This window comes from Flavobacterium sp. AK-301 (assembly GCF_058310215.1).
In genome coordinates this window covers 58,949-82,885 of record NZ_JBZEES010000005.1, presented here as the reverse complement: position 1 = coordinate 82,885, position 23,937 = coordinate 58,949, and the positions used below count along the sequence as shown (strand labels likewise).

Annotated in this window: 20 protein-coding genes; 6 read left to right on the top strand and 14 right to left on the bottom strand. The window is 32.4% G+C overall.

Going from position 1 to position 23,937, the window contains the following annotated elements:
• Nucleotides 1-23: 23 nt before the first annotated feature.
• Together AC4FQX_RS09490 and AC4FQX_RS09485 are read right to left on the bottom strand one after the other, a co-directional pair.
• On the bottom strand, nt 24-2,276 hold the full coding sequence (locus AC4FQX_RS09490; RefSeq protein ID WP_491167452.1) for a TonB-dependent receptor: 2,253 nt from the start codon (nt 2,274-2,276) through the stop codon (nt 24-26).
• Between the two features lie 77 nt (nt 2,277-2,353).
• Nucleotides 2,354-2,776: an HYC_CC_PP family protein gene (locus AC4FQX_RS09485; protein ID WP_491167451.1), complete on the bottom strand. Its 423-nt coding sequence runs from the start codon at nt 2,774-2,776 to the stop codon at nt 2,354-2,356.
• Between the two features lie 200 nt (nt 2,777-2,976).
• Between AC4FQX_RS09485 and AC4FQX_RS09480 the strand changes: the two genes are divergently transcribed.
• The 4 genes from AC4FQX_RS09480 (at nt 2,977) to rlmB (ending at nt 7,204) form a co-directional block, all read left to right on the top strand.
• On the top strand, nt 2,977-3,432 hold the full coding sequence (locus tag AC4FQX_RS09480; RefSeq protein WP_491167450.1) for a GAF domain-containing protein: 456 nt from the start codon (nt 2,977-2,979) through the stop codon (nt 3,430-3,432).
• A gap of 177 nt (nt 3,433-3,609) precedes the next feature.
• Complete coding sequence (gene rpsO / locus AC4FQX_RS09475; RefSeq protein ID WP_491167449.1) at nt 3,610-3,879, top strand: 30S ribosomal protein S15; 270 nt, start codon at nt 3,610-3,612, stop codon at nt 3,877-3,879.
• Between the two features lie 144 nt (nt 3,880-4,023).
• A complete protein-coding gene (locus tag AC4FQX_RS09470) occupies nt 4,024-6,168 on the top strand; it encodes a polyribonucleotide nucleotidyltransferase (RefSeq protein WP_491167448.1) in 2,145 nt (714 codons plus the stop codon).
• Nucleotides 6,169-6,466: 298 nt separating this feature from the next.
• Entirely contained in the window at nt 6,467-7,204 is a 738-nt protein-coding gene (gene rlmB / locus AC4FQX_RS09465; protein ID WP_491167447.1) for a 23S rRNA (guanosine(2251)-2'-O)-methyltransferase RlmB, read from the top strand.
• A 301-nt stretch (nt 7,205-7,505) separates the two neighbouring features.
• Here the strand turns inward: rlmB and AC4FQX_RS09460 are convergent, their stop codons facing one another.
• Both AC4FQX_RS09460 and AC4FQX_RS09455 read right to left on the bottom strand, forming a co-directional pair.
• The gene (locus tag AC4FQX_RS09460) at nt 7,506-8,171 is read right to left on the bottom strand and encodes a hypothetical protein (protein WP_491167446.1); all 666 of its coding nucleotides are present in this window, start codon (nt 8,169-8,171) and stop codon (nt 7,506-7,508) included.
• Between the two features lie 252 nt (nt 8,172-8,423).
• A complete protein-coding gene (locus AC4FQX_RS09455) occupies nt 8,424-9,170 on the bottom strand; it encodes a rhomboid family intramembrane serine protease (protein WP_491167445.1) in 747 nt (248 codons plus the stop codon).
• Nucleotides 9,171-9,400: 230 nt separating this feature from the next.
• Here AC4FQX_RS09455 and AC4FQX_RS09450 point away from each other — a divergent pair, with 230 nt between their 5' ends.
• Nucleotides 9,401-10,678: a replication-associated recombination protein A gene (locus AC4FQX_RS09450; protein WP_491167444.1), complete on the top strand. Its 1,278-nt coding sequence runs from the start codon at nt 9,401-9,403 to the stop codon at nt 10,676-10,678.
• 201 nt (nt 10,679-10,879) lie between these two features.
• On the opposite strand, the gene AC4FQX_RS09445 is transcribed toward AC4FQX_RS09450, so the two are convergent.
• The 8 genes from AC4FQX_RS09445 to AC4FQX_RS09410 all read right to left on the bottom strand — a co-directional run bounded on the left by AC4FQX_RS09445 (nt 10,880) and on the right by AC4FQX_RS09410 (nt 20,013).
• Nucleotides 10,880-11,626, bottom strand: coding sequence for a hypothetical protein (locus AC4FQX_RS09445; protein ID WP_491167443.1), 747 nt, complete (start codon nt 11,624-11,626; stop codon nt 10,880-10,882).
• Between the two features lie 27 nt (nt 11,627-11,653).
• Nucleotides 11,654-12,349 (bottom strand): YjjG family noncanonical pyrimidine nucleotidase, encoded by a 696-nt coding sequence (locus AC4FQX_RS09440; RefSeq protein WP_491167442.1) that lies wholly within the window; start codon nt 12,347-12,349, stop codon nt 11,654-11,656.
• Nucleotides 12,350-12,454: 105 nt separating this feature from the next.
• Nucleotides 12,455-13,678 (bottom strand): ABC transporter permease, encoded by a 1,224-nt coding sequence (locus AC4FQX_RS09435; protein ID WP_491167441.1) that lies wholly within the window; start codon nt 13,676-13,678, stop codon nt 12,455-12,457.
• Nucleotides 13,675-14,304 (bottom strand): ABC transporter ATP-binding protein, encoded by a 630-nt coding sequence (locus AC4FQX_RS09430; protein ID WP_491167440.1) that lies wholly within the window; start codon nt 14,302-14,304, stop codon nt 13,675-13,677. The genes AC4FQX_RS09435 and AC4FQX_RS09430 overlap by 4 nt, the downstream gene beginning before the upstream one ends.
• 95 nt (nt 14,305-14,399) lie before the next feature.
• Nucleotides 14,400-15,095, bottom strand: a complete 696-nt coding sequence (gene radC, locus AC4FQX_RS09425) for a RadC family protein (protein WP_491167439.1) — start codon at nt 15,093-15,095, stop codon at nt 14,400-14,402.
• A gap of 208 nt (nt 15,096-15,303) precedes the next feature.
• A complete protein-coding gene (locus tag AC4FQX_RS09420; RefSeq protein ID WP_491167438.1) occupies nt 15,304-16,659 on the bottom strand; it encodes a UDP-N-acetylmuramate--L-alanine ligase in 1,356 nt (451 codons plus the stop codon).
• 128 nt (nt 16,660-16,787) lie between these two features.
• Nucleotides 16,788-19,040 carry a hypothetical protein gene (locus AC4FQX_RS09415; RefSeq protein WP_491167437.1) on the bottom strand — a complete coding sequence of 751 codons (2,253 nt, stop codon included), beginning with the start codon at nt 19,038-19,040 and terminating at the stop codon, nt 16,788-16,790.
• The gene (locus AC4FQX_RS09410; RefSeq protein ID WP_491167436.1) at nt 19,000-20,013 is read right to left on the bottom strand and encodes a hypothetical protein; all 1,014 of its coding nucleotides are present in this window, start codon (nt 20,011-20,013) and stop codon (nt 19,000-19,002) included. Before AC4FQX_RS09410 ends, AC4FQX_RS09415 begins: the two co-directional genes overlap by 41 nt.
• Before the next feature lie 436 nt (nt 20,014-20,449).
• Here AC4FQX_RS09410 and AC4FQX_RS09405 point away from each other — a divergent pair, with 436 nt between their 5' ends.
• The gene (locus AC4FQX_RS09405; protein WP_491167435.1) at nt 20,450-21,559 is read left to right on the top strand and encodes a porin family protein; all 1,110 of its coding nucleotides are present in this window, start codon (nt 20,450-20,452) and stop codon (nt 21,557-21,559) included.
• A 63-nt stretch (nt 21,560-21,622) separates the two neighbouring features.
• Here AC4FQX_RS09405 and AC4FQX_RS09400 read toward each other — a convergent pair whose 3' ends face one another.
• On the bottom strand, nt 21,623-22,534 hold the full coding sequence (locus AC4FQX_RS09400) for an N-acetylmuramoyl-L-alanine amidase (RefSeq protein ID WP_491167434.1): 912 nt from the start codon (nt 22,532-22,534) through the stop codon (nt 21,623-21,625).
• A 376-nt stretch (nt 22,535-22,910) separates the two neighbouring features.
• Nucleotides 22,911-23,876, bottom strand: a complete 966-nt coding sequence (locus AC4FQX_RS09395; protein ID WP_491167433.1) for a hypothetical protein — start codon at nt 23,874-23,876, stop codon at nt 22,911-22,913.
• Between the last annotated feature and the right edge of the window lie 61 nt (nt 23,877-23,937).

The following is a 23,937-nucleotide window of genomic DNA, read 5'->3' as shown; positions in this document are numbered from 1 at the left end:
TATTTATTTTTAAATTTTCTTATTTATTTTATCTTGAAACGTAAACCGGCATAATACATACTTCCATAAATTGGAGCATATATCATTGAACTATCAAAATAAGTACCAAAAGGATCATTACTTCCTACTATTGCATTTTTTTGTCTGTAATTTGTGATATTCTCACCTCCTACATACACTTCAAACGTTGAAGAAAAAGCTCGTGTTACCTGAGCATTCATCAAAGAAAAGGCAGAAGAAAAATTTGGTAATCTGTATTGTTCCGGATTAGATGCTGTATTTGGTAATTTTTGTTTTCCCATCCAGTTATAGGTATAATCGACCCTCCATTGCTGTCCTTTCTCTCCTACATGGGTTTCATAGGACAAATTTGCAAATAAACGATTTTTAGCCTGCAAGGGCCTTTCATCTTTACCACTCAGGTAATCTGTCTGAATATCATAATATTTATAAGCTGTTCTTAAGCTTAAATACTGACTGAATTCATAATTAAACTCTAACTGAAAGCTATTCGCGTACGATTTACCATCTAAATTATAGAATAAAACCTGTTGTGGTCCCTGATATAAATCTACTACAGCCTGATTCTGAAAATCAGTTCTGTAAAAATCTACTACTACTTCTGCTTTTTTATGAAAAAGGGAGAATCCCTGCATAAAACTAATACCATAATTCCATGCAATTTCCGGATCCAGACCATATACTTTTCCATTTGCATTCAGAATTTCAAATTTTCTTGCTGAAGCAAACAACTGCTGATTTTCAGCAAAGATATTTGCACTTCGTTTTCCTCTTCCGGCAGAAACTCTAAGTACCGCTTTTTCCCATGGATTATAGCGCATATGAACTCTTGGAGTAAAAAAGGTTCCCAATCTGTTATGTGTATCTAATCTTCCTCCTGCTACAAAGCTGAAATTATCGGTGTTATCATAAGTATATTCAAAAAAAGCACCAATGGAATTATCGGTTCTTCCAAAATCACTTGTGTTTACAAATTCATCATAATGATCATACATAAAATTCAGACCTGTCGCAAATTTATGCATTGTATTGCTTATAATAGAATTGAATATCAGATTGGAGTATAAACTTTTATGGTCTATATTATATTGATTTAAACCAAAATAAGAATCTTGTTTGTGACTATTGAAAGCGGTTTGAAATCCAATACTCTGAAAAGGCATATCCGGAAAAACATACCCCAGTTTTGTAGAAACATCTATTTTCTCTGTATTTACTTCAGACCCCCAATAATTTGTAGTAAGTTTATCTCTTTTCTTATCAAAATCCATTTCCCCAGCCTGTTTTTCATCTTTCATATAACGGAAATTTAAAAAACTAACCCAACCTTTTTCTGCATTGGTATATTGCCAGCGGTTTAATACATTTATCTGTTTCCCTAACGGATTGTCTAAAAATCCATCGTCATTCATATCATTTTTTGCAACTCTTGCATTACCATGAAGAAATAAACTGGTACTCCATTTATCACTTATCTTTTTATTAAAATGGGTATTCAACTCAAATCTACTATCTGTTGAACCATACAGATTCAGAAAAAACGGAATATCATTTATCGGTTTAATTAATTCTGTATTGATCTGACCTGAGATACTTTCAAAGCCATTTACAACAGAACCGGCTCCTTTAGTAACCTGAATACTTTCTACCCAGGTTCCGGGAGTAAAAGACAATCCATAGGCTTGTGAAGCTCCTCGAACAGAGGGAATATTTTCTTCAGTAATCAGAATATAAGGACTGGTCAATCCCAGCATTTTTATTTGTTTACTCCCTGTAATAGCATCTGAGAAATTAACATCAATAGACGGATTTGTTTCGAAACTTTCTGAAAGGTTACAACAGGCCGCTTTTAATAATTCTTTACTGCTTAACGTCTGAACATTTGCTGTTTGCAGATAAGAACGTTGCAGACTTTGTCTTTTCTGACGTATTACGATTTCTTCTAAAGAATTTTCTTCTGAAAGAGCATGTTTTATAAAATTGGTATTATGAACTGTAATAGTATCTGTTTTAAATCCAACAAAAGTTACAATCAATCGATTATTCTCCTGGTTATAGGGTATTGAGAATTCTCCTTTTTCGTCTGTTTGTGTCCAGATACTTGTATTTAACCAGCCTACATTGGCTCCGAATAACGGTAATTTTTTATTTGTAGCGGATGATGCTTCATATAGTATTCCTTTTAGAACTGTTTCCTGAGAAGAAACTGAAACAGAAAATATTACAAATAATAAAGCTATAATTTGTTTATGCATAACAATAATTTTAATGTTTTAAAAATTTAAAAGGATCGCAAAAAAATACGATCATATCGTCTTAATAAACATTAAAATTAGGCGTAAAGAGTATATTGGCAATAGAGCTTAAAGAGAGGTGGTGCATTCGCATCACAATAGTAAGTCACAGGTGAATTTGAAATTGCAACTACATCAGTTAGAAAAAACAACGGCTTCCATTCTTCAAAAAAGAAAAAAGAGTCAACATTAAAAGAAAATGTTTTAACAATAACCGTATCTGATTTATCCTGTAAACTGATTATTTCATCATCGCAACATTTAGAATGATTTTCTTCGTTTTCCGCACAATGAGATTTCTCAATCTCTTTAACTGGCATCTTACAACTTTCATCTATAGAATAAATAGAAGAAACAGAAGCTATTTCTCCTCCACAATAATGCACACTAAGAGCCATACCACTGTTAGATAACAGCAGCATAAGAGTCAAAAAGTAAAGTGTACATTTCTTGATATTCATCTATATAACCATGATTTGGGCGCAAAAGTACTTAAAATTTTAAAAATAAACATTATTTTTAATGTGAGATGTGAAATAGGGGAATATAGAGGAAGGAAACCGATAGCCCTCTTACCTTTCTCACAAAACATTTTACCTCTTATAGAAAACATCTCACAATTTCATAAAAAACAGCTACTTTTGTATAAAAAGCAACCCACATGAATTTTGAACAACTAAAACCAAAAGTAACAGATATACTCTCTCATAATAAAACAATAAGAGAAGAAAAGCTTTTACAAATCTGTCACTTACTGAGAGATAATATTGATTATTATGACTGGGTCGGCTTTTACTTCCGAAACGGAGATAAAGAAGAACTTATATTAGGACCTTATGCCGGAGAACCAACTGACCATACTGTTATCCCTTTTGGAAAAGGAATCTGCGGACAGGTGGCTGTTTCAAATGAGAATTTTGTTGTTCCGGATGTAAAAGCACAGGATAATTATATTGCCTGTAGTTTTACCGTTAAATCTGAAATTGTAATTCCTCTGTTTGTTGAAGGAAAAAATATAGGACAAATCGATATCGACTCTAATGTACTTGACCCTTTTACAAAAGAAGATGAGTACTTTCTGGAATTTGTAAATCATTCTATTGCAAAATTATTTTAAAGATCATCTAAAACATTAGGCTTTAAATCATTAAACAAACAAGACACAGAATCAACTTATTAATAAACAATTGAACAATTTTTCATTTTTTAATTGTCTGTTCAAAAATAAATAGTAATTTTGCGCCTTGACATAATAGATATGTCTTATACATAAGAATCATTAAATAATATTGGCATGTATTTAACTAAAGAAGTTAAAAGCGAAATTTTCGCAAAACACGGTAAAACAGCTACAAACACAGGTTCAGCTGAAGGACAAATCGCCCTTTTTACTTTTAGAATTAACCACTTAACAGAACACTTAAAAAGAAATCGTCACGATTATAATACTGAGCGTTCTCTTGTAAAACTAGTAGGTAAAAGAAGAAGTTTACTGGATTACTTAAAGAAAAAAGAGATCAATAGATACCGTGAGATTATCAAAGAATTGAATATTAGAAAATAATCAACATAAAAAGAGGCGCCAACGTGCCTCTTTTTGTTTTTATATATTTTGCCAAAAAAAAGTTTGGTTTTTCATTGGGTTACAGATAACTACACACAACAACTACACAACTAAGACCCATTGTTTAATTTAGAATTTAAATTTATGATTCCTAAAGTTACCAAAGAAATTATCGATTTAGGAGATGGAAGAAGCATCTCAATCGAAACAGGAAAACTGGCAAAACAGGCTGACGGTGCTGTAATGGTACAAATGGGAGATACAATGTTGCTTGCAACAGTAGTATCTGCTCGTAAAGCCAGCCCCGTTGACTTTTTACCTTTAACGGTAGATTACCGTGAAAAATTTGCCGCTGCCGGACGTTTCCCGGGAGGTTTTTTCAAACGTGAAGCCCGACCAAGCGACAGCGAAATATTAACCATGCGTTTAGTGGATCGTGTTTTACGTCCACTTTTTCCGGATGATTATCATGCAGAAACACAAGTTATGATTCAGTTAATGTCTCATGATGATACTGTTATGCCGGATGCTTTAGCAGGATTAGCCGCTTCAGCTGCATTAGCTATTTCTGATGTTCCTTTTGCAACATTGATCTCAGAAGTACGTGTAGCAAGAGTTGACGGTAAATTCGTAATCAACCCAAGCAGACAAGATTTAGAAAGATCTGATATCGACATGATGATCGGTGCTTCTAAAGACTCTATTGCTATGGTAGAAGGTGAGATGAAAGAAATTTCAGAAAAAGAAATGGTGGAAGCTATTAAATTTGCTCACGAAGCTATCAAAGTTCAGATCGCTGCACAGGAAAGACTAAAAGCTATTGCTGGAAAAGGTGAAGTGAGAACGTATGAAGGAGAAAGAGAAGATGCAAATATTCTTTCAGCAGTTCACACTGCTGCTTACGATAAAGTATATGCTATCGCAAAAGAAGGAACTTCTAAACATGAAAGAACAGAGAAATTTGATTTAGTAAAAGAAGAAGTAAAAGCTTTATTCTCTGAGGAAGAATTAGCAGAAAACGAAGATTTAGTTACTAAATATTTCTACAAAACTCAAAAAGAAGCGGTGCGTAATGTTATTCTGGATTTAGGCTTACGTCTTGACGGAAGAAAAACAACAGAAATCAGACCAATCTGGTGTGAGGTGAATTACCTTCCTTCTGTTCACGGTTCTGCTTTATTTACAAGAGGTGAAACTCAAGCTTTAGCTACTGTAACATTAGGTACTTCTCGTGAAGCTAATGTTATTGATTCACCGACAGAACAAGGTGAAGAAAAATTCTACTTACACTATAACTTCCCTCCTTTCTCCACAGGTGAAGCAAAACCTTTAAGAGGTACTTCAAGAAGAGAGGTTGGACATGGTAATTTAGCACAACGTGCTTTAAAAAACATGATTCCTAATGAGAATCCATACACCATCCGTATTGTTTCAGAAGTATTAGAATCTAATGGTTCTTCTTCTATGGCAACTGTTTGTGCGGGTACATTAGCATTAATGGATGCAGGTGTTCAAATGATTAAACCGGTTTCCGGAATTGCAATGGGATTAATCTCTGACAGCAAAACAGGAAGATGGGCTGTATTATCTGATATTCTTGGCGATGAAGATCACTTAGGAGATATGGACTTTAAAGTTACAGGTACTGCTGACGGTATCACTGCTTGTCAGATGGATATAAAAATCGAAGGTCTTGCATATGATATTATGGAGAAAGCTTTAGAACAGGCTCGTGATGGTCGTTTACATATCTTAGGTAAATTAACCGCGGTTATTGCAACTCCAAATGCTACTGTTAAACCAAAAGCCCCAAAAATCATTAAAATGGAAATCCCTAAAGATTTCATTGGAGCGATCATCGGACCTGGAGGAAAAAACATTCAGGCTTTACAGGCAGAAACAGGAACTACAATTGTTATTAATGAGGAAGGGGATTTAGGTATTATCGAAATCCTGGGAACTGATCCTGATGGAATCGAAAAAGCTATCTCTTCTGTTCAGAACTCAATATTCTCACCGGTTGAAGGAGAAACATACACTGTAAAAGTGGTAAAAATCCTCGATTTTGGTGCTGTTGTAGAATTTGTTCCTGGTAAAGAAACATTACTGCATGTATCCGAAATTGACTGGAAACGCATTGAAAATGTTGCTGATGTAATGAAACTAGGTGATGTTTTTGATGTGAAATACATGGGTATCGATCCAAAAACTAAAAAAGCAAAAGTGTCTAAAAAGGCTTTATTGCCAAGACCTCCGCGTGAGGAGAAAAAAGATGCTCCACAAGCATAATTAGAATAAGGTTAATTCATAGAAAACCCCGTATCCAAATTTTTGGATCGGGGTTTTTGCGTTTTTTTAGTGGATAGTTTTTAATTGATAGTTCTCAACTTTATTACACATCATTATTATAAGAATTTATTTTATTCAGAACACCTACAAGGTTCAAAAAAACCTTGCAGGAAGAAATCTCATTATATTTATTAAAGATTAATAACCGACAATCAAGCAACAGAAACAACTAAAACAAAGAAAATGAATTAACCCAAAATACGTCTTTAAAGAACCCTCTTTTTTATATCTTTGCCAAATGGAAAAAGAACATCAGATATTTGGAATCAGAGCGATTATTGAAGCGATACAGTCCGGAAAAGAAATAGATAAAGTATTTATACAAAAAGAGGCTCAGGGCGAGCTGATGAAGGATTTAATGAAGGTAATGAAAAGAAATAACATCAACTTTTCATATGTTCCTGTTGAAAAACTAAATCGTCTTACTCCTAACAATCATCAGGGAGCTGTGGCAACAATCTCTCCTATCGCATTTCATGACATGGAAAGCCTAATCAATACGGCCACTGAATCAGGAAAAACACCTTTATTTTTAATACTGGATCAAATCTCTGACGCCAGAAACTTTGGCGCTATTATCAGAACAGCTGAATGTACTGGTGTAAATGGAATCATTATTCAGAAACAAGGAGCGGCTCCTGTAAACGGAGATACGGTTAAAACATCTGCGGGAGCTGTATTTAACATTCCAATCTGTAAAGTAGAACATATCAAAGATGCTATTTTTTATCTTCAGGGTTCGGGAATTAAAACAGTGGCTGCAACTGAAAAAACAGATTCAAATATCTATGATATCGATTTAACAGTACCTGTTGCTATTATCATGGGATCTGAAGACAGAGGTATTAATCCTTCTGTACTTAAATTCGTAGATGAAAAAGCAAAATTACCAATGTATGGAACTATTTCTTCTCTGAATGTTTCTGTTGCTTGTGGTGCTTTTTTATATGAAGCAGTAAGACAAAGAATTCTATAAAAGATATTTCATATTATCCGATTATTAAATCATTCGATTAATTAGACAGTTCTAAATTATATCGATCCTACATAAAAAATTAAAAAAAGCTTTCTGATTAAAACTCAGAAAGCTTTTCTTCTTCTAGTAGATTTTTACCCCTATATCCTTTAAATGAAATACCAACAAGCTAAAATATTTTATCTTGTTCTGAAATTATTATTTTCCCCAACGAATTCTATAATAATAACCAATATCAGGATTAAGTAAATGATATTCATAGCTTTTAGTACGGCTATCAAAAGAGATTTCTTTTATTTTTTCAAAGGAAGGACTTAAATTTGAATTGATACAACATTCTCTCTAAAATTGCATTTTGAGTATACTCTAAGGGTTTATTTTTAAGTATGATTCGATAATGTATTATATCAACTTCTGTTGTTACTCTAGTTTCTACATGAGGTTTTGATTGTTGATCTACATCATCAAGTCTTGCTTTAAAATGTAAAACTAAATTTTGATTGTAATAAATTGGTTTTTTAAACCTCAATAATGCTCTGTCATATTTTGTTGGATCTTTTTCATCAACAATATCTATAACTTCTTGTAAATCGGAAGTTATTTTTGGTAAATGAGTTCCGGTCCATTTAAAATTATAGTCTGTTTCTGTAAGAACGGGTACTTTTACTTGGATTAACTTATACGTTTCATAGATAATTTGCTTCTCATCTAAAGTTTCATACTTTATAAAAGTTGACCTATTTTCATAGTTCATTTTTTTTATGAGTAAATTCTTGTAAAGTACATAAACAAGATAAGAAGTGAAAACCAAAAGCATTATACAAAAGAAACATAACGCTATTAATATAGCCCAACTCTCCGCGATAAACAATGTTATTAAACCTAAAATTGAAGCTAAAGAAGCGAAAAAAGCAAATTTTCCTGAAAATAAAGCATTAAGTGTTGTAGTAAAATTATAATTACTCATAAAATGTAGTTTACACAAAACTACATTTTTTTCTTATATTAAGCGTCTCCTCCCATAATATTTCTATTGATTTAATATTATAACACATATGTAAACTACATATATGTTGTACAAATATACAATAAATTTTCTCCTAACAACTTCTATTATATACATTTTATTCAGTATTTTAAACATCTCTGTCAAAGCATAACCTTTATCTAAATCGTACCAAAACCTTCAAAATTTTGAAAATTTTTAAAAAACAAGAAGCTACAAATCCTTTTCTTCTTTCTTTTCTACTAAATTATAAATTACTTCTTCTTCTCCTGTTGACGTTTGCTCTGGGAACTGAATAAAATTACCATCCTCATCAAAATGACGCATGAAAGGATCTAACTGTGGATTAAAATCAGGATGTTCCCAATCATATTTTATTAATTTCTTATAAGCTGTTGTTTTATAAACTGCTGCTAAAACAAATCCTGTAATAAATCCCGACAAATGTCCTTCCCATGAAACTCCATCTTCTACAGTTGGATTGGGAAATGCATACCAGATTAGTCCACCATAAAGAAATACTATAATAAGCGACAATGCCATTAACTGATAATGTTTAATCATCATTCCTTTGAAGAAAACAAAACTTACGAGAACATAGAACAAACCACTGGCTCCTATATGATAAGAAGGTCTTCCGATAAGCCAGGTCAGAAAACCGGATAACAGAATTCCATAAATTACGATCTGAAGAGATTCTTTTTTAAAAAAATAACGAAGTATTCCTAACAGGAATAACAACGGAATAGAATTATTATACAAATGTTTAATGTCTCCGTGTAAAAAAGGACTGAAAACAATCCCTCTCAGACCTGAAAAGGTTCTGGGATAAATTCCGTATTCTGTAAGATGTAAGTTAAAGCGAACTTCAATCCAGAAAACGATCCATAATGCCATAACAAAAAAAAGCGGTAAAGCAATTACGGATGGTGTAAATTCTAATTCTTTATTTTCCTGCATTATTTTAGCTTTCTATATTGGAATTCCTTCTGTTTTAGTTTATTTCTTATAACAACACAGAAATAAAAATAATTGTTATGAAATAAATATCAAAAACGTATCCAATTTAAAATCAATGCTATTTTGGCAGAAACATCTTGTCACGAATGAAACCGATCCAATCCCCTTCGGAAGTCAGGAAGTAGGACAACACGTCTTTAGTTATTGATAAAATCTGTATTTTTGTAGTTATGAAAGCACCATTAGCAGAAAGAATCAGACCGGAACAATTAGCTGACTATGTGAGCCAGGAACATCTGGTGGGACCTAACGGTTCTTTGACTCAGCAAATTGCAAAAAGTATTATTCCGTCACTAATCTTATGGGGACCTCCGGGAACAGGTAAAACCACTCTGGCACAGATTATAGCTCAGGAATCAAAACGTCCGTTTTATATCCTGAGTGCGATCAATTCCGGGGTAAAAGATGTTCGTGATGTCATTGAAAAAGCAAAACAAAGCGGTGGTCTCTTTACTACAAAAAACCCTATTCTGTTTATTGATGAAATTCATCGTTTCAGCAAATCACAACAAGATTCTTTATTAGGAGCTGTAGAAAAAGGCTGGGTAACTTTAATTGGGGCAACAACGGAAAATCCGAGTTTTGAAGTAATACCTGCATTATTGTCACGTTGCCAGGTTTATATTTTAAATCCTTTTACAAAGGGAGATCTGGAAGCTCTTTTACAACGTGCGATGACTAAGGATGAATTTTTAAAGAGTAAAAAAATAGAATTGAAAGAAACGGAAGCTCTGATACGTCTTTCGGGTGGTGATGGAAGAAAATTACTGAATATATTTGAACTGGTCATTAATGCTTCTAATGAAGATACGATCACAATTACTAATCAGAGAGTATTTGATCTGGTACAACAAAACACGGTTTTGTATGACAAAACGGGTGAACAGCATTATGATATTGTATCTGCTTTTATAAAATCAATAAGAGGAAGTGATCCCAACGGGGCAGTTTACTGGTTAGCAAGAATGATTGAAGGTGGTGAAGATGTTAAATTTATTGCCAGACGTATGCTTATACTTTCTTCTGAGGATATTGGAAATGCAAACCCAACAGCTCTAATCATGGCTAATAATACGTTTCAGGCTGTAACAACGATTGGTTACCCGGAATCCAGAATCATTTTAAGTCAGTGTGCTATTTATCTGGCTACGTCTCCAAAAAGCAATGCGAGCTATCTGGCAATAGGAAAGGCACAACAACTGGTAAAACAAACGGGAGATCTACCTGTCCCGATACATTTACGTAATGCACCCACAAAGCTGATGAAAGAACTGGGGTATGGTGATGAATATAAATATGCTCATGATTATGCTAATAATTTCACTGAACAGGAATTTTTGCCGGATATTGTAAAAAACACCTCTTTATATGAACCGGGCAACAATGCAAGGGAAAATAGTACGCGTGAATTCCTTAAAAATCGCTGGAAAGAAAAATATAACTATTAATATACAATTTACGATATTTTAGAGAAAAGAGGAAAGAAGAAAGAGATTTACGATATTGTAATAAAAATTTTCAGTCACAGCACTCAGATCTAAAATAACTATGTTCTTCAAATCCAGAGACTTTGAAGAACTGAGAAACAATACTTTAAAAGAAAAATAATACAATAAAAAAGGGGAAATCAAATGATTTCCCTTTTTTTATTAGAATTTGATTGGTACTGATTCAACAATCAGTTTATCATTTTTATAATATTCGAGTAACCATTTATCTTCTTTTTTATATAAAATTCCCTGATACTGATCACCCACAGCTATATAATAATCCGGTTGAGTGGTCTTATATATTTTTAAAACTACTTTTGGGGTAGTATCCACTAACTGATATCCGTTATTTATAGGTTGAGCAAATAAATAATTTTCATTTACTTTCACGGCAGGAACCAATTCTGTTAACGACACTCTAGTATTTACTTGTACTGTGGGAGTTAATTTAGTTGCTGGAACAGACGTTCCAACTTCCTTTCCATTATAAGCATAATGCAATGCTTCTACCGGTTTAAAAGCATTCCTTAAAGCTTCTGTATAAGCTTTTTTAAAATCTTTCTCCTTGCTCTTTCCTTCTGTTCCTTCAAACAGTACTTTTCCGGAACAATCTTTTAAAGTCACCTTTAATTTTGTAACCAGAAAACCTTTTACTTCTTCTACATTTGCCAACAAAGCATTACATCTGTTATTTGCCAAATCTACCGGGAAATCCTGATTAGACATTACAGTCTGAAATCCGTACTTAGCAAATAAGAATTCAGCCAAAGAATTCAGATCATATTTGTTCGCTTCTTTAAAAAAATCAAACTTATCCGGAACAATAATATATTTATAATCATTAACAGTCTGTGCAATACCTAATGTTGAAACAAATAAAAACAGAAACAGAATATATTTTTTCATATAAAGTAAATTAAGTAGTTATAGTTCTTAAAGATAATTTTTTAAATCTAATAAATGACTGACCTTTTTAATATTTTCAGAAACTTCTTTATGCTCTTCATTAAAGTAAATAGCATCTATTCCACAGTTCAGTGCTCCATAAACATCTGAATCAATACAGTCCCCGATCATAATACTATTAGCCGCATCTGCATTTGCTATATTCAACGCATATTGAAAAATAGCCGGATTCGGTTTTTTAACGCCTGCCAGATCTGAATCGGTAATCGTCTGAAAATATGATTTAATAGCTGAATTTTGGATTTTTGCGTTTTGTGCCTGATGAAACCCGTTGGTAATAATATGTAAACGATATTTTGTTTTTAAATATTCCAGTATCTCAATAGCTCCATCAAACAGATTATTAAACTGTGGCAACTGCTCCAGATATTCTTTTGATACGATAGAAATAACCTCATCTGAAACAGTATAATTCAACAGATTAAACGTATCTCTTAATCTACCATATCGCAACTGTTCTGCGGAAATCTGCTCTTCTCTAAATAATTTCCAGTAATCAAAATTAATTGGTTTATAGAATCCTAAAAAATCCTGAATATTAACGTTTATCTGTTGTTTTTTTAAAACAACTTCAAAGGTTAAAGCTGAATTTCTTTCAAAATCCCATAAAGTATGATCAAGATCAAAAAAAACATCTGTTATAATTTGTTTCTGTCCTTTCATATTATTTTTATTTGATTATTACTGCATCTTCTATATGATAGATCTAGCCATCTATATTTGACTCTCAACCTCAACGTTCCTTCAAGTGTAACATACTGATCTACTCTATGCATTGGTTAATGTTTTTGAAATATTTAATTTATATGCTTTAACTGCCGGAATTAATGCCGCCAGAACTCCCACAAATATGGTTACAATAAACAAATAGCCTTCTTTATCCCATATAAAAACAAATGGATTAAAAACAAATTTATACTGTTCTTCGGTTGAACTAGAGATAAAGCACAATGCTATTCTACCAATAATCGTACCTAAAACGAATCCTACGATACAAAGTAAAACACTTTCAAACAAAACTAAACCTAACAACTGTATGCGGCTTGCTCCTTCTATTCTTAATAAAGCAAATTCATATTTACGTTCTTTTAGGGTATTAAATAAAGTAATAAATATACTAATCCCTGAAATGAACATAATTCCATAGGCTAAATACTGTAAAGCCTGTAAACCTATTCCAAAAAGAGAAAACAATCTATTAATTTCAATTACAGGAGATACTACCTGCATTTTTGTGTTTTGTGCAATTAACCGTGGCCACTGAATAATTCCCGTTTTATTTTTAAACTGAATCAATACTGCGGTTATCTGCATTCCTTCAAGTGAAGTCTCATCTATTTTATAACTATGTTCTAAAGGAGTTGTGGATTTATGATCATGTTTGTGTATTGACCACACACTTGGAATATTACTTAAGATAAGATTATCAATAACTCTTCCTGTGGGCGTCAGAATACCTTTTACTACATATGCGTATTCTTCATGCACACAATCTCCTTCTCCTCCGTTACCATGAGAACCATAAAAACAATCTCCTACTTTTAATTTTAATTTTTTTGCAACTGAATTCCCTAAGGCAACTTCAAAATCATTTTCAAAAACATTACCCTGTGCAAATACTGCCTGATATTTTTCTATATAATCGGAATTGGTACCTACAATTTTATATCCTTTATAATTATCTCCAAAGACTAATGGAATAGCGGATTTAACGAAAGGGTGTTTCATCCATATCTGTGCTTCTCCATAATTGATATTACCGGTTGGAGCATCAATTTGATAAACGGAAGACAGAATTAATTGTAAAGGACTTCCCAGAGCACCTAAAACCAGATCAACTCCTTCTACATTCTCTAAAAATTTTCTCTCGAGCTGATCCTGTAACAGGATTAATAATGAAATTATAGCTACACTTGCTGTTAACAGAATCACGCTTAATATAGTATTAAGCGGTTTATACAGTATGTTTTTCCAGGCTATTCTAGCAATCATAATAATTCGATATGGTTAGCAAAACGGTCCTTAAGTCTTTGATCGTGTGTAACAATAATTAATGCCGTTCCAAATTTTTTAGACAAATCTGTCAGCATATCGGCTACTTTAAAAGCATTTTCATCATCTAAACTTGAAGTTGGTTCATCTGCTAACAGTAACTTCGGATCATTAATTAAAGCTCGGGCTATGGAAACTCTCTGCTGTTGTCCTATACTTAAATGAGAGGGCAACTTATACATCTGATCTTCCATATCCAGTTGCTTTAAAAGATCTTTTGCTTTTGTAATATCTTTTTTACGCCTGGCAAACCAGGAGGCTAAATATACATTTTCCAAAACACTTAATGATGAGATGAAATGAGATTGTTGCAATACTAATCCGATATTCTTTCCTCTGTAACGATCCAGATCTTTTTCTGAAAGACTTTCTAAATGAGTTTTCCCTATTTTTATTTCTCCCTTCTGAGGTCGTAATAACCCTCCCAGTAAATGCAGTAAAGTTGTTTTCCCTTTTCCTGAACCTCCTATAATAAGTAATGTTTCTCCTCTATCGCAGGTAATATTAGGAAAGTTAAAAGTGACATCTTCCGTATAAGAAAAAAAGATGTTTTCAGCTCTGATCATGACAACAATTATTTAAATCTTTCTGATGTAAAAAAGAGTTGTAAGATAATTAATTAGAAGATCTTTTTTTGTTAAAATTCCGTTAATGGATTTTCCTACATTATACCTTCGTCAGCGAAGCTATAATAAGATTTATCTGTAACAATAATATGATCCAAAACTCGGATATCCAGACTTTCTGCTGCCGATTTTAGTTTTTTTGTAATCTGAATATCTGATTCACTCGGATATAATGTACCCGAAGGGTGATTATGACTTAATATTAAGTTAACTGCTCCGTTTTCTAAAGCTGTTTTTAACACTAATCGAACGTCTACTAAAGTTCCTGTTATGCTTCCTTTGCTTAATAAAGATTTACTGAGAACCTTATTGGAGTTGTTTAAATAAATAATCCAGAATTCTTCATGAGGCAATTCTCCAATCACAGGCTGCATCATTTCAAAAATAGATTTACTGGAAGAAGCTCCTTCTAACAATATTGTTTCTTCTATACGTTTTCTCTGTCCTAATTCTAATGCTGCAATTATCGTTATCGCTTTTGCTTCTCCAATTCCATAAAATGCTGTAAGCTGTTTAATGGAAAGTTTTCCCATCGCATTAAGATTATTCCCTGAACTAGCTAATATTCTTTTACTTAATGCTACAGCTGATTCATTTTTATTTCCTGACCCAATAAGAATGGCGATCAGTTCTGCGTTACTTAGCGTTATTCTTCCTTTCTCTTGTAATTTTTCTCTGGGCCTGTCATCTCTTGACCATTCACGGATTGGAAAGGATTTTTCTTTACTCATATTTAAAATAATTTACCACAAGTTGACAATATTACATTAAACAAACAACAAATAAGCATTAGTAAAAACAAAAAGATTTACTTATAGTTAAAAAATGATTAAAAATACACTTTCATCACTAGAATAAAAAAATGACCTTATATCACTATAAGATCATTTATAATTCTAATTGCAGAAAAACAACCGGATAATTCTTAATAAGAGTGTTTTAACTAATTATTTTTTTTACTTCATCAAAATTTAGCCCACCATAGTTTCCGGAACTCATCAATAATAAAACGGAATCGTCCATATCCAGATGGAATAGATATTCTTTAAAATCTGCAGGATTGATATAAATAATAAGATCTTCTCTGTTAAAAGCAGTTGCTATTTGTTGTTGGGTTACTTCTTCAAGTTGTTTTATTTTAACTGCATCCGGTGAATAGAAAACAACTGCAACATCTGCTGCATTCAGAGCTCCTTCATACTCTTTTAAAAACTCAGCATTCAGACTACTGTAAGTATGCAATTCTAAACAGGCAATCAATTTTCTGTCAGGATATTGTTCTTTAACTGCTTCTGTTGTTGCTTTTACTTTACTTGGTGAATGTGCAAAATCTTTATAGGCTACTTTATTTTTGCTTTCGGCTATTTTCTCCAATCGTTTGGAAGCCCCTTTAAAAGTGGCAATTGCTTCATAAAAATCAGCTTCATCTACTCCCATAATCTGACAAAGCCATTTTGCTCCTGCAAGATTATTTAAGTTATGTTTTCCAAAAACTTCTATCGGCATGGCTCCATCGGGAGTTGTCAAATAGGTTATGCCATTCACAATAGTATATTCCGGTGTGGAATAAGGCAGTTTACGAATTGGACTGGTTGCTACTTCAACAATTCTTTTTACTTCGGGATCTTCTTCATTATATACTAATACGCCTCCATTGGTAATTTTACTGATAAAGATTTCGAACTGCTCTACATAATTCTCATAAGTTGGAAAAACATTAATATGATCCCAGGCAATTCCACTTATTAAAGCGATGGTAGGCTGATATAAATGGAATTTTGGTCTTTTGTCCATCGGAGATGATAAATATTCATCTCCTTCGAGAACAATAAAGTCATTCTCCTCAGTTAAATGCACCATAGTATCAAATCCTTCTAGCTGCGCTCCTACCATATAATCTACTTCAATATCACAATATTGCATCACATGAAGTACCATTGAGGTAATAGTTGTTTTTCCATGGGAACCACCTATAACAACACGAGTTTTTCTTTTGGACTGTTCATACAAAAACTCCGGATAAGAATAAATTTTCAATCCTAACTCCTGTGCTTTTAATAATTCAGGATTATCAGCTTTAGCATGCATCCCAAGAATAACGGCTTCTATATTTTTTATTATTTTCTCCGGAAACCATCCCATTGCTTCGGGCAACAATCCTTTTGCTTCTAATCTTGATTTTGAAGGTTCAAAAACAGCGTCATCACTACCTGTAACCTGATATCCTTTCTGATACAATGCTAGTGCTAAATTGTGCATCGCACTGCCACCAATTGCTATAAAATGTATGTGCATTCCTTATTATTCTTTTTTAGTTGATAATTTTTAATTGATAGTTGATAGTTCTTTGCAAGAGGTGAAATGCTTTATGTAAAACGTTACATTCTCTTGTTTCTTGATTCTTTCCTCTAAAAATTTAATTTCTATTGCTGTTTGAGATATTTTCTAAAATAACCACATTCGTTAATTACTTGTTGATAATATCTTGTGTTACTGTATTCTTTTTCTAATTTTTTGAAACCTTCCCATGCTTTAAAGAGGGTTCTGTTTCCTGAATAATCATATCCGCTATAATTCTGACTATTATAAAATTCATTACGTTCACACTTTGCTCTCATATAGGAACATTTTGCTTTTTGTTCTGCTGTAGTGGCTGCATCAAAGGCTTTTTTATAATACATATCTGCAATGGAACAGTTCAGGAGTATCTTCTGATTGTACTCTGACACATAAGGTGATGAAGAGTTCTCTGCCATAATATTTGCTTCATAAAAAACACGGGCATTGCCATAATGGGTAATATTGTAAAAAGCATTTCCTAAAAGTATATTATTATTATATACATCTTCTCCACTATTTACTTTTTCCTGCATCTCTTTTACTTTTATCAGAAAATTGAGTTTAGAATATTTTATACGTTGAGGAGCCTGATGATCACAGTCATGACAATCTTTAACACTTCCATTAAACGGATTTCCGTATAATTCTATATCTTTTGATTTTTCTGCTTTTTCCATAAAAGCAATAGCTTCTTCTATTTTATTATTATAGGTGCTGGTAATTGCCTGAAACTCATAAATATCTCCCAGAGTAACATTATAGATATTTTGTGCCAGCTGTTCCCAGGCTGTTTTATCTTTTTCAGCCAGAAAGGTTTTCATACTCTCCAATTGTTTTGAATTGGTATAAAAACTATTGTTTCTGTTGAACAGCTCAGAGAAAACATCATTCTTTTTTGCTTTATACAATGATGCTAAATATTCTTTTGACCAAGCACTTGCTTTATAATATCTAAATTGAGACACTTCTACACTACTATCTTTAGGTAATGTGAAATAAAGCCACTCTAATTCCGGAAGCAGTTTTTGCTCATTCTTAGTATCAATGACATCCAGCTCACTAATGGTATTAATCAGTTTTAATAAACGCAATTGATTTTTTGCTAATACTGTATTTGGAATCTGACCTTCTGATGTTTTAAAATAATCTGCTGCTACTTTGAAGTTCCCATTATAGGTTTCAAGATAACCTGCTGCAATATTCCATAAATACGGTTTTGCAGTTTTCTGACTTTTTGCAATGGAACTCACTAAAGCATAACTTTCTTTATCGAGTTCTTTTTTAATATCTTCTCTGTACTTTGCAGCATCTGTAAAAGAAATATTTGCTAAACGGGATTCTTCTTTATTGATTAATCGAGTCAGTAAATAATCTAAATGGGGATTCTTCGGGTCGATTTTAAAGATTTCTTTAATTGCTGTACGCTCATCAGCATAATATCCCAACAACGCCCAGAGTGCTGCTTTCTCATTATTATCTTTTGTCATTTGCAGAGAGGCATTAAAATCGGTCTGATTCTGAGGATGGAAATTATAAACGGTTACGACTCTCATTTCAGGACACTTATCAAAAACCACACTGTATAAATAATTAGCCACTGTATAATCTTTGTTCTGATAATGAATTCCTGCTACATAGGACAAAGCTCTGTAATACAGAATATTCTTAGGTTCTTTCTCTTTTGTTCTTTCAAAAAAAGATATTGTTTCTGCTGAATTGTCCCCATAGAAATAGGCTTTCATTGTCTGAAACCAATATCGGTTCTTCAGAAACGAATCTTTTGTAGCATTATATTTTTTTTCAAGTGACTTAGCCAAATCTGCGCTAAGATAAGATCTTTCTCTATTTTCATAATCCCAATAATCATACTGAGAAACGGAACTTGTTTCGACCTGCTTTCCATAATTCATAAAAGTAAAGAACTCCTTTACTTTAGCGTCTTTAATATCTAATTTATTTTTCCATTTCGAAACTTCTTTTTTACTAACGGAAGCTTTATACAACTCTGAAAGATCTGCTTCTGCCTTATTATCTAGTAAGAAATATTCTAAATCCGCTACATTGATCTTATTTTTCAAATAACTACCCCAATCTTTAACGATATCTTCATTAAATCTGGAGTTATGCTTGGTATCAAACCCTACTCCATAGAATACTTCACCTTGTGAGAAAAACAAAGGAGAATAGGATTTATCTACATATGATTCAGGAGAAAAACTGGAATTACCATCCCACCATCCCCAATCTCCACCACCGCAAGCAGATACTACTCCATAGGTTACTGCTCCCAATAAACTAAAAGCGGCTAATGATTTTTTGAAAAAAAGATTTGTCATTGTTATATTCTTTAAAATTGAATGTATCGAGGTCATAAAAAATAATCTCTTGTGGTGTCTCTTTAAGATGTTTTTTCAAATCTGATGCCATTTCTAACAAATCCTTTTCGGTAATTGCTTCTATCTTAAAAACATCATTTGTTTTGAAATACTTCCCGTTTCTGATTGTATTGTTTTTCACTTTAAAAAAGTGAACTTTCGTTTCAACAAAATTATTATCTTTCTGAAAATCAGCAACGTCCATTTTACTAATCAGATCAATAACTTTATTATTCCGAATATGAATTGCCCAGGAATAAACAGGTAATGCAATATCTAATGGTAATGGATAAGTTTTCAAACTTTCAATATAACTCTCCGCTATCCTTCGGTCATAAATAGAGTTCAGAGAATCCGGGGCAATTTTTCCCATATTATAATACATCAGTACTCCTCTGTCTACATTGGGGATCTTAGTTTTTTTATAATATTTTATCTGATGAAGCCGAATTGTTGCAGATAATTGTTTATTACTTATTCTTTTAAAGACCTCTATAAACTTCAGATAAACATCTCTGGTCTGCAACGTCCAGTCACAATCAATCTGAATCTCTTTACTGACAAGACTATTCTTTTTATTGATCTGACTGATATAATTATAAATATTATGAGCTGTTTCTTCAAGATCAATATCTTTCAGTATAAACACTTCATTTTTAATATAAACCACCGGAACAACTTCTATATCCTTTAAAGAATCTTGAAATAAAATAGGGCTTAGCGGATAAGGTTGATTCGTTTTTGAAAGCACATCTACATCAAAATATCGAATGTAAATCCGGCTAACTTTATTTTCTTTCAGTATCTGCTTTTCGGATGCTGTCAGTTTAAAAACCGTTTTCCAGTAATAAAACGAAACCATTGGTGGCTCACTTGTTTTTCCACAACTGACAACAACTAAGAAAACAAAAAAAAGACAGGTCAGTTTTTTCATGAAATTAAATTATTCACCAGATTAGAAATAATGGGTTAAAGTTAAGTAATTTGCTTTTACTTCTCTTCACAGATCAATTCTAATATTTTCATTTTTATTGGTATTCAGAACACCGCTTTATTTCTACAAAAATTAACTATTGTTAACATAAATTTGTAGTATTTTGTCTCTATATGCTTTTTTTACACGCCTGAGAATCAAACCACGATACAAAGCAAACAATTATTTCATCTACACAAATAGCACAAATAAAATATTATTTCTATTATTTCCTTATAATAATACAATATACCTAAAGAAACAATCTGTTTTTTTAATTTTTATTAAAAATCTAAACAATAGTAGCATATATTATTGAAAAAGTTATCTTTAAAATTCTTAAGATTCAGACTTATTATCTCCTGATAAATATTAAAACGGACAAAATTAATTACTTATGAAAACAAAGATACTATCTCTATTACTATTATGCAGCTTAAAGTTTTCTGCACAAATAGCAGAAACTCATACCTCGACTTTATTTACAGAGGAATCCTCTGATGACACCTTTAAAAGAATATTGGAAAAGGTATTTGAAAACGATAAAATACTAAATATTTATTTCGATACCCGAATTGATCTTAACACTACCGCTATTAATGGAAAAACAGAAAAATCTTTATTTGAAGGTCATACTGCAAAACTTGTATTCTCAGGAGAGGTATATCCCGGAGTTCGCTATCTGATTCGCCAAAGACTAAATAGCTCTCCGGTTGCATTGAGGGACAATTACGGCCCGGCAACGGATTTTGCTTTTATAGAACTTGATGCCGGAGAAAAATGGTCTTTCAGAATAGGAAAACAATGGGCTCAACTCGGAACATTTGAAATCTTCTACAATTTTGCAGACGTTTATTTATCCAGTTTAATAAATACTGATATAGACGCTTATAAAACCGGTATAAATACAGCTTATAAAATAGGAAACCAAACTTTTAATTTTCAGGTAATCAACTCTGATTCACCTCAATTTACTGCGGAAAAATACTTCGATAAAGCTTTTGCAGGACTTCTTTTATGGGAAGGAAGTTTATTTAACGGGGTTATCAAAACAAGATATGGACTGGCAGCTTATCAATATGATGCTAAAAAAACATATAACTGGCTAACAACAGGAACTCAGATTAATATCAAGAATTTTACAACTGAAATTGACTGGTATATGGGAGACAGAAATGTAGAAGTACTTCCCAATACAGAAATAGAGCCTGTAAAGAATCGTTCCTTAGCCATAAACCTAAAGTACAATATTGGTTCTTTTGTACCTCAGCTAAAAGGAGTCTGGGATAAGAGAGAAAGTAAACAGATAAATGGATTCTATGAAAATATAGGTATTCAGGGAGCTCTGGAATATTATCCATTTAAAGAAAAAGCATTAAAAGACCTGCGATTTCATGCTGTTTATATTTACAGTAACCGAAATTACTGTGCTGATTTAAGCTCTATACCAAATCAGGACACTAATACTTTCTTAGTCGGAATGAGATGGTTCTTTAAAATAAAATAAACCTGTCTTATCTTCCTTTTGTAAAACAAGATAGGTTTATCATACATTAGACTTTATAAAAAATCAAAGAGGTGATTCCATAATTTTTTTCCAAATATTATATGCCACCTCTTTATCATACTGTGTTATGATTGCACTAATATCTTTTTGCACAAAATGTCTTTTAAAAGCTACTATAGCCGCTGCTTCATCACTAATATCATATCCAATCATTTTTAATGCATGCATAAAATTGAAATCTGAAGGTGGGGGAAGTAAAACTTCGTCTCTCCAATAACCAAATTTATGTTCTGCAAGTCTATCCCAAGGAAAATAAACACTTGGATCTTCTTTTCTTTTCGGAGCGAAATCACTATGTGCAATAATATTTGCTCTGGCAATTTTATATTTCTTTTGTAAACTGTCCAACAAAACAATAAGACTTTTTATTTGACCTTCTGTAAAAGGTTCTGATCCGTTATTATCTATTTCTATACCAATAGAAGAAGAATTCATATCAACAACATTACCCCACTTTCCCGATCCTGCATGCCATGTCCTTAAATAATCATTACATAATGTATAAACATTACCTTCTTTACAAACCAAATAATGGCTACTAACCTGTTTCTTTTCTGAAGAAAATGTTTCTAATGTTTGTGAACAGGAATCCTGCGCTGTATGATGAAGCATAATAAAATCAGGTTTCCGCATATTAAAATTCACTGTAGCATACCATCTGTTTGGGATAACAATAGCAGAATCAGCGATTAAATCAATCGGGGTTCTATCTTTTATTATTTTAGCATATCCTTTTGCTAATTTCTTATATGTTTTTTCCCCAGGGGAAGAAACATGATTATAACTTATCTGCTCAGCATTATATTTATTTGTAGAGCTACAAGAACTAATCAGCATTACAAACAACATAACTACAGCACCAAAACCAAATTTAGAAAATTTACTTGATTTCACTATTTCTTTAATTTTCCTCATAACTTACTTTTATTTTATACTATAATTTGAATCAACTTACATTTGAGTCAATTTACAATCTTATCTTATAAAAACAAAAAAGAATTTATTTTTTTTAACACCTGATAATATTAAATCATCAATCTTATTAAAAAACAAACCCCATAAATACACTGAAAAACAGTGCGTTATGAAATATTAGCTATTTAAAAAAAAATCAAACTACTTTAACATTTGCAGCACAGAAATTATTCCACTGATTTCAGGTCTACATTAAATCAGAACGCTCATACTCTCTTAGTTAGAATGAAATAGTTGTTTATGATTAAATAAAACTAGAGAAACCTCAGCTTAATAATGCTAAGGTTTTCACATACAAAATAGTAAAACAAACAACTTAGGCTTCTGTTACCTGAACTTCTTTGCTTGGTAATGCTAACAACACAAATCCCAATACAGTTATAATGTTTACCAGCCAGTAATAAAACTGTGGTATAAAAGCATATAACACAATAGAATTATAAGAAATAGACTCTTTAACAAAATAGACCATTCCTCCTGTAGTCATTATATAAACAAAAAGAATACTTAAAAAAGTTATTATATTAACACCAGCATCCAGTGCTCTTCGTATGGTTATAGCAATATAAATACATAAATAGACAAAGAGAAGAAATGCCTGTATCATTGCTAATTGTCCAATAACATACAGGTCATTTCTTGACAAAAGCAGAGACCATATCACCACAATAACCCCTATAACTACATAAACAACGATCAGCTTCCACAAATCAAATATATACCTGAAAGGATCATATCTTTTTGAGATTACAACAGTGTCATCCGGCTCTACTTTCTGAGAAAGAACGATGATCAGTATGATACCCAGTATAATAAAAAGAGCCAGAACACCTGCTAAATACAACATTACAGGACGTATTCCCTCTCCTCTTAACGAGGAGTAACCTGTTAAATCAGAAATCACCACTCCTATATAAGGCAATGTACGCAATGCTGCAAACAGTAAATAGGTAAACAGTCCCAATATCCACCCTGTATATGTATGATGACCTAATGTTCTACATCGTTTTATTGTAATAACAAATGAACCAAACAGAAGTATAAAAACATAGGGAATAAATTCCGGTTGAAGCATGTTTAATGCTCCTCCAAAATGAACGGAAAACAAAAGTGCTTCCGAGCTGTGCTTTCCACTTAATACACTACTAAACAAACTGGAAACCATTCCGATCAAACTGGCTGATGTTATCATCAATAGAAGTATCAGCCCAGCCCAGTATTCACGACGTGTTATAGTGCCACAAAAATCAAAAAGTATTCTAAAAATTTTGTTATCTAACATAATTACTTGTTGTGTGGTCTATTTATTAATCACTATAAATATAAAATAATCCTGATAAACA